The organism is Streptomyces sp. NPDC005281 (assembly GCF_040607495.1).
In the GTDB taxonomy this organism is placed as follows: Bacteria; Actinomycetota; Actinomycetes; order Streptomycetales; family Streptomycetaceae; genus Streptomyces.
Window position 1 is genome coordinate 1 of sequence record NZ_JBEXGX010000077.1, and the last position, 6,717, is coordinate 6,717.

At 72.4% G+C, this 6,717-nt stretch carries 7 protein-coding genes and 1 pseudogene; 1 reads left to right on the plus strand and 7 read right to left on the minus strand.

All coding sequences use genetic code 11. The features are described 5' to 3' along the window. Positions 1 to 97: 97 nt before the first annotated feature. Positions 98 to 511, minus strand: a complete 414-nt coding sequence (locus tag ABZV42_RS41715) for a DUF3151 domain-containing protein (protein WP_355990802.1) — start codon at positions 509 to 511, stop codon at positions 98 to 100. Here ABZV42_RS41715 and ABZV42_RS41720 point away from each other — a divergent pair. Next, the gene (locus ABZV42_RS41720) at positions 500 to 928 is read left to right on the plus strand and encodes a hypothetical protein (RefSeq protein WP_355990805.1); all 429 of its coding nucleotides are present in this window, start codon (positions 500 to 502) and stop codon (positions 926 to 928) included. The two genes, ABZV42_RS41715 and ABZV42_RS41720, sit on opposite strands and share 12 nt — an antisense overlap. Here the strand turns inward: ABZV42_RS41720 and ABZV42_RS41725 are convergent. The 6 genes and pseudogenes from ABZV42_RS41725 to ABZV42_RS41750 all read right to left on the minus strand — a co-directional run. After that, positions 897 to 2,498 (minus strand): MFS transporter, encoded by a 1,602-nt coding sequence (locus ABZV42_RS41725; protein WP_355990807.1) that lies wholly within the window; start codon positions 2,496 to 2,498, stop codon positions 897 to 899. The genes ABZV42_RS41720 and ABZV42_RS41725 overlap by 32 nt on opposite strands. A gap of 105 nt (positions 2,499 to 2,603) precedes the next feature. Continuing rightward, positions 2,604 to 3,626 carry a class II fructose-bisphosphate aldolase gene (fbaA, locus tag ABZV42_RS41730; RefSeq protein WP_356057480.1) on the minus strand — a complete coding sequence of 341 codons (1,023 nt, stop codon included), beginning with the start codon at positions 3,624 to 3,626 and terminating at the stop codon, positions 2,604 to 2,606. A 185-nt stretch (positions 3,627 to 3,811) separates the two neighbouring features. Further along, positions 3,812 to 4,360, minus strand: coding sequence for an orotate phosphoribosyltransferase (gene pyrE / locus ABZV42_RS41735; protein WP_355990811.1), 549 nt, complete (start codon positions 4,358 to 4,360; stop codon positions 3,812 to 3,814). Between the two features lie 10 nt (positions 4,361 to 4,370). Continuing rightward, positions 4,371 to 5,165 carry an aldose 1-epimerase gene (locus ABZV42_RS41740; RefSeq protein ID WP_355990813.1) on the minus strand — a complete coding sequence of 265 codons (795 nt, stop codon included), beginning with the start codon at positions 5,163 to 5,165 and terminating at the stop codon, positions 4,371 to 4,373. A gap of 45 nt (positions 5,166 to 5,210) precedes the next feature. Continuing rightward, a complete protein-coding gene (locus tag ABZV42_RS41745; RefSeq protein ID WP_356057482.1) occupies positions 5,211 to 6,389 on the minus strand; it encodes a hypothetical protein in 1,179 nt (392 codons plus the stop codon). A gap of 67 nt (positions 6,390 to 6,456) precedes the next feature. Further along, positions 6,457 to 6,717 (minus strand): annotated as a pseudogene (locus ABZV42_RS41750) (hypothetical protein); the annotation flags it as partial.

The following is a 6,717-nucleotide window of genomic DNA, read 5'->3' on the forward strand; positions in this document are numbered from 1 at the left end:
AGACCCGATAACTCAGACACGCGCCCAGACACCCGACCACCCCCTGGGACCACTACCCAGGAACCTACGCCCGAGGCCTAAAACAACGGCATTGGCCCTAGCCCAGGGTCTGGGCCGCCGTCGGCGAGGAGTCCTTCAGGAACTGGCTGCAACGCTCGTACTCCTCCTGCTCGCCGATCGCCTGCGCGGCGCGGGCGAGGGCGTGCAGGGCACGCAGGAAGCCGCGGTTCGGCTCGTGGTCCCAGGGCACCGGACCGTGCCCCTTCCAGCCGCTGCGGCGCAGGGCGTCCAGACCGCGGTGGTAACCGGTACGGGCGTAGGCGTACGACTCGACGACGCCGCCCCGCTCGAACGCGTCGTCGGCGAGCTGCGCCCAGGCGAGCGAGGAGGTGGGGTACTTCGCGGCGACGTCGGCGGGGGCCGTGCCGTTCGCGAGGAGCTCGCGCGGCTCGGGGTCGTCGGGCAGACGGGTCGGGGGCGGTCCCCCGAGGAGGTTCTCGTGAATCGTCATGGGTTCCAGTCTGCTGCATCGTGCGTGATCGGTGACGGTTGCCCACGGCTCCGGGAACGGTCTCCTCCGCGGTTCGTCCGCAAGGGCCGGCCGGGCATCGACGTCAGCCTGCTGTCGGGCGCGCACATCACGAAGGGCCGCGCCTGCCTCAAGGTCCAGGAAGGCACCTGGACCTGCCCGCGGCCGGACGCCCCCGAGTGGCACGCGATCGGCCCGCAGCACGAGATCCGCCTCTCCCTGACGGCGGAGGTCCTGGTGGACGAGCCGTTCTACGACACCAGCGTGAACAAGCGGATCGACGTCCGGACCTTCGTGGACGAGGCGGACGCCGCGGCCACCGCGAGCCGGACGTACTTCGCCCACCGGATCGACGGCGCCGGCACGATCACGAAGCTGGACCAGCGCCGGAAGGCCTAGAACCGGGGGAACCCGGGGAGCCGGGGGAGCCCGGGGTGCCGAGGACGCCCCGGGAACGCTCCGGCTCCAGCGGGGGTGCCGTCAGCGAGCCGTGCCTGCGGCACTCGGGGCGCAGGCAGCCGGGCGGCGGACGGCGGACGGTCGTGAAGGCCACTACGGCACCGACCACCAGCGCACCCGCGCACAGCGGCATCGCCCGGCGGAAAGCCGCGTCGAAGGCCTCCGCCGAGCGGTAGGCCTCCGGTCCCATCCCGGTCAGCAGCGGCAGCGCGGCCACGGCGACGAGCCCGGCCGCGCGTGCCGCCGCGTTGTTGATCCCGCTGGCCAGACCCGCCCGTCCGGCGTCCACGGAGGCCAGGACGGTCGCGGTCAGCGGCGCGACCAGGGTCACCATGCCCAGGCCCATCACCAGCAGCGCGGGCAGCACGTCCGTCACGTAGGACGCGTCCTTGCCGACCCGCAGCATCAGCAGCATGGCCGCCGCGCACAGCAGCGGCCCGACCGTCAGCGGGATGCGCGGGCCGATGCGCCGGGAGAGTTCGCCGGAACGGGCGGAGAAGAACAGCATCAGGGCGGTGGTCGGCAGGAGTGCCGTGCCGGCCTGGAGCGCCGAGTAGCCCGCGACGACCTGGAGCTGGAGCGCGGTCAGGAAGAAGAAGCCGCCGAAGGCCGCGTAGACGCACAGGGTCACCAGGTTGACGGCCGTGAACTGGCGCGAGGCGAAGATGTCGAGGGGCATCATCGGATCGGGCCGCCGCCGCTCGACGCGGACGAAGGCGACCCCCGCCGCCACGCCACCGACCGCCGCCACCCACACGAGCGGGGAACCGCTCTTGGCCTCGATCAGGGCGTACGTCACCAGGGCGAGCGCGAGTGCGCCGAGGACCGCCCCGAGGACGTCGAAACCACGGTGGGTCCGCTCCGCGCCGCTCCCGGTCCCGCTCGGAAGGGAGGTGGTCCCGGCGGACTCCGGGACGTGACGCAGGGCGATCGGGACGCACACCAGCGCGACGGGAATGTTCAGCAGGAACACCCAGCGCCAGCCAGGACCGTCCACCAGCCAGCCGCCCAGGAACGGCCCGACGGCCGCCCCGACACCTCCGAAGCCGGACCACAGGCCGATGGCGCGGGACCGGTCGTCCGGATGGAACGAGGCCTGGATGATCGCCAGCGAACCGGGGGTCAGCAGCGCCCCTCCGACGCCCTGGAGGACACGGGCCGCGATGAGTACGCCCACGTTCGGCGCGAGTCCGCACAGCAGCGAGGCGGCGGCGAACCACACCACCCCGAGGACGAAGATCTTCCGGCGCCCGAAACGGTCCCCTAGCGAACCGCCGAGAAGGATCAGCCCGGCCAGCGAGAGCATGTAGCCGTTCACGGTCCACTGGAGGGCGGCGAGGCTCGCGTTCAGGTCGCGGCCGATGGTCGGCAGGGCGACATTGACGACGGTCGAGTCCAGCAGGGCCATGGCGGAACCGAGGACGGTGGTCAGCAGGATCCACTTCCCCGTAGGGGAGGCGATCCGCACCTCGAGTCTGCCGTCCGATGTGTCCCGCGCGGGCACAGCCATACCTCGGAGCATACGGAAGGGCCCGGCACCTTCGCAGGTGCCGGGCCCTTCCGGGACGTACGGCTGCCGGGCGACCACCGGTCGGCCGGCCGGGTGCCCGTGGAACTACTTGAGCCGGGTGCCCGTGGAGCGCAGGGCGGCGCAGGCCTCGGTCACACGCGCGGCCATGCCGGCCTCGGCGAGCTTGCCCCAGGTGCGCGGGTCGTACTTCGACTTGGTGCCGACCTCGCCGTCGACCTTCAGGACACCGTCGTAGTTGCGGAACATGTGGTCCACGACCGGACGGGTGAAGGCGTACTGGGTGTCGGTGTCGAGGTTCATCTTCACGACGCCGTTCTCCAGCGCGGTGGCGATCTCCTCGGCGGTGGAGCCGGAGCCACCGTGGAAGACGAAGTCGAACGGGCTCGCGTTGCCGTACTTGGCGGCGACACCCGCCTGGAGGTCCTTGAGGAGCTCGGGGCGGAGCACCACGTTGCCGGGCTTGTACACACCGTGCACGTTGCCGAAGGACGCGGCCAGCAGGTAGCGGCCCTTCTCGCCCAGGCCGAGGGCCTCGGCGGTGCGCAGAGCGTCGTCGACGGTCGTGTACAGCTCGTCGTTGATCTCGTGGCTGACGCCGTCCTCCTCGCCGCCGGTCGGGGTGATCTCGACCTCGAGGATGATCTTCGCGGCGACGGCCTTGGCGAGCAGCTCCTGGCCGATGGCCAGGTTGTCGGCGAGGGTCTCGGCGGAACCGTCCCACATGTGGGACTGGAACAGCGGGTTCTCACCCTTGGCGACGCGCGCGGCGGAGACCTCGATCAGCGGACGTACGTAGGCGTCCAGCTTGTCCTTGGGACAGTGGTCCGTGTGCAGCGCGACCGTGATGTCGTACTTCGCGGCGACGATGTGCGCGAACTCGGCGAGCGCGACGGCACCGGTGACCATGTCCTTGTTGTGCTGACCGCCCAGGAACTCCGCACCACCGGTGGAGATCTGGATGATGCCGTCGCTCTCGGCCTCCGCGAAGCCGCGCAGCGCAGCGTGCAGGGTCTGGGACGAGGTCACGTTGATGGCCGGGTAGGCGAACTTGCCTGCCTTCGCCCGGTCGAGCATCTCGTTGTAGACCTCGGGGGTTGCGATGGGCATCTGTCCGCTCCTTGTATGTGCGGGTCTGCGTACTGCTGCTGCGGTACGACGGGACTGGTGCTTATGGCCCTGACCTAGGGGGGCGACGTCATCGTCGGCCCCATCCTTCCAGACATCGCCGGATGCTCCAGACCCCCATCCGACATGCGGGACCCGGCCGTCGGCGGGGTCCCGCGGGAGCTTCGTCAGTCGAGCCCCAACTCGTCCTTGGAGTAGGCGAAGAGGTACGGAACACCGGCGCCGGCCTCGATCTTCTCGGCGGCGCCGGTGGCACGGTCGACGATCGTGGCGACGCCGACGACCTCGGCCCCGGCCTCCCGGACGGCCTGCACGGCTTCGAGCGGGGAGCCGCCCGTGGTCGAGGTGTCCTCGACCACGAGGACACGCCGGCCCTTGATCTCGGGGCCCTCGACCCGGCGCTGGAGACCGTGCGCCTTGGCGGCCTTGCGGACGACGAACGCGTCCAGCCTGCGCCCGGTCGCGGCGGCGGCGTGCAGCATCGCCCCGGCGACCGGGTCGGCGCCCATGGTCAGCCCGCCGACCGCGTCGAACTCCAGGCCGGCGGTGAGGTCGAGGAGGACCTGCCCGACGAGCGGGGCGGCCTCGCCGTCCAGCGTGATCCGGCGCAGGTCCACGTAGTAGTCGGCCTCAAGACCCGAGGAGAGGGTCACCTTGCCGTGCACCACGGCCTTGTCCTTGATCTGCTGCAGCAGCTCGCCGCGTACGTCACTCATGAGAGCCAGCTTAGAGGCGCCGCCAGCTCCAGGTGGTGGTGGCTTCGAGCGGTTCGATGGGTGTGACCAGGCGGGGGTGGGTGTTGAGCCCGTTCGGCGGACCGGTCTGCGGTTCCACGCACACGGCCGCCTCCTGCTCGTCGTACACGACGGCCCACTGCTCCCGGCTGCCGACCTTCAGCTCCAGCCGCCCCGGCCAGGTGAGCGTGACGTCGACGCCCTCCGGCATGCCGAAGCAGTCGTCCCAGGGGCCGGGCTTCGGGTCGACACGACGGCCGGTGGGCAGATGGTCCTCGCCGCGTTCCTCCTGCCAGGCGGGCCGGAAGTCGACGCGGACGTCCTCGCCGCCGTCGCCCAGGTTCCTGTTGAACCAGGGGTGCCAGCCGATCTGGGCCGGGAACGACTCCCCGTACGTCTCCACCGCCATGCCGACCGTCAGACCGTCCCCGGTGAGGGCGAAGGTCTGGGTGACGCGGGCGGGATGCGGCCAGGGCTCGACCAGGTCGTACGTGATCACGGCCTCGTCCGCGCTGACGCGGGCCGTCCTCCAGGCACCGTCGCGGGCGGTGCCGTGGATGGCGTGCGGCGGGGAGTTGAGCGGCATCTGCCGGACGGCGGCCCCGTCCAGGAATCTGCCGTCACGGATCCTTCCGCACCAGGGGACCATCGGAAAGCATCCGAACCTGGGGCCCTGCCGCAGCAGTTCGACGCCGCCGACCCGCAGACTGCCGATCCGTCCGCCGTTGCCCGGCGACACGGTCACCTCCGCGTCACCCGCGGTCAGCGTGATGTCTTCGTTACTCACGGGGTCGACCCTACTGGGGTGGGAGCTCCGCGAGGTTTCCCGCCCTCAACGGCGTTTGCGCAGCGCCCGGCTGACGACGATCGCCGAGGCCACCACGAGGGCCGCCGCGGGGGCCGCCCAGCGGAGGGTGTCGCGGGCGGCGGTGGCCTCCGGGGGCGGGACGGGGGCGTAGCGGCCGCGCGGAGGCGCGTGGTCGACCTCCTCGGCGCTGCGTCCGATCATCGTCCGCCGCGCATGCGCCGCCTCGGCCATCGCGTCCGCCCGTCCCGGCTTCGCCGTCTCCGCCATTTCCGCCGCTTCCGGCGTCTCCGCCGCTTCAGCCGCGGAGTCCTCCCCGTCGAACTCGTCGTCCTCGCCCAGCGGATCGAGGGAGTGGGGCGTCACGTCCGCCTCGAAACCGGGGGCTGCCTCGTCCTGGTCCTCGGGTCCGAGTTCGGGTTCGGGGCTGGAATCGGGTTCGAGTTCGGGGCTGGATTCGGGTTCGGGTTCGGGGCTGGAATCGGGTTCGAGTTCGGCTCCAGGTACCGGCTCCTGTCCCGCTCCCGGTCCGGGTACGGGTACGGGTCCCGGACCGGCCTCGGCTGCTTGTCCGGCCTCGGCGCCGGTTCCCGGCTCGGGTTCGGGGCCGGAGCCGGTCGCGGGCTCGGCCCCGATCCCGGTTTCATGATCGGCCACGGAGCCGGCTCGGGACGTGAGGTCGGTGGCCAGGGTGCCCGCGAAACGGGTCAGCAGGCGCAGGCCCGTCGAGGACACCGCGTCGTGCGGGAGTTCCGCCAGGCGGCCGTCGCCGGAGGCCGTGCCGCCGAACGCGAGGGTGGTGCCGCCGTCGGCGGGGAGGAGCCGCAGGGTGAGCGCCAGCTTCACGGCGCCCGCGCCGCGCACCTCCGTGGCGTCGCCCTCGACGGCGTACGAGTCGTCGCCCTGTGCGGTGACGCGGAACGAGCCGCGATAGGTGATCGTGTGACCGGCGACCCGGACCTTGAGCCGTCCGGCGACCCGCGCGGCCCCCGCGTCCCGGCCGCGCCCGGCGCCGGCGGACCCGGCCGCGGCGCGCTGCCCGGTCCCGGAGCGGGAGGCCGAACCCCCGTCCGCGTCGGCCGCGCCGTCGGTGGCCGCCGACGCGTCCTGCTGGAGACCCGGGACGGCACGGGCGACCCGGACGGGATCGGCCAGCGCCTCTCGCAGCCGCCCGGCCGGAAACGGAACGAACACCTCATGCTCCATGTCAGCCGAGCCTACCCAGCACGACCCGGACCGCACCCGCGTATCACGGGATTCCCGGGCCTCCCCCTCAGCCGGTGTACCGCGGACGCACCAGCGTGGAGGGCGGGAACGGACGGTGGAGGCGGCCGCGGGAGGCGGCGCGGGCGTCCGCCGTCAGGGCCGCCTGGGTGAGGGTGCGCAGCCGCGGGCAGGACGGGTCCAGCCGCAGCGGCTCGGGCGTACGGGAGGCGAGGATGAAACCCCAGTCGCCGGCGGGCGCGGCCGCGCCCGCCGGGCCCGGGGCTCCACCGGCGCGGCGGGAGATCGGAAGAGCGGCGGGTTGGGACAG

Bases quoted from the DNA above. Each gene is read 5' to 3' on its own strand.
- ABZV42_RS41715 (WP_355990802.1), bottom strand. From the start codon at position 511: ATGACGATTCACGAGAACCTCCTCGGGGGACCGCCCCCGACCCGTCTG.
- ABZV42_RS41725 (WP_355990807.1), bottom strand. From the start codon at position 2,498: ATGGCTGTGCCCGCGCGGGACACATCGGACGGCAGACTCGAGGTGCGG.
- fbaA (WP_356057480.1), bottom strand. From the start codon at position 3,626: ATGCCCATCGCAACCCCCGAGGTCTACAACGAGATGCTCGACCGGGCG.
- pyrE (WP_355990811.1), bottom strand. From the start codon at position 4,360: ATGAGTGACGTACGCGGCGAGCTGCTGCAGCAGATCAAGGACAAGGCC.
- ABZV42_RS41745 (WP_356057482.1), bottom strand. From the start codon at position 6,389: ATGGAGCATGAGGTGTTCGTTCCGTTTCCGGCCGGGCGGCTGCGAGAG.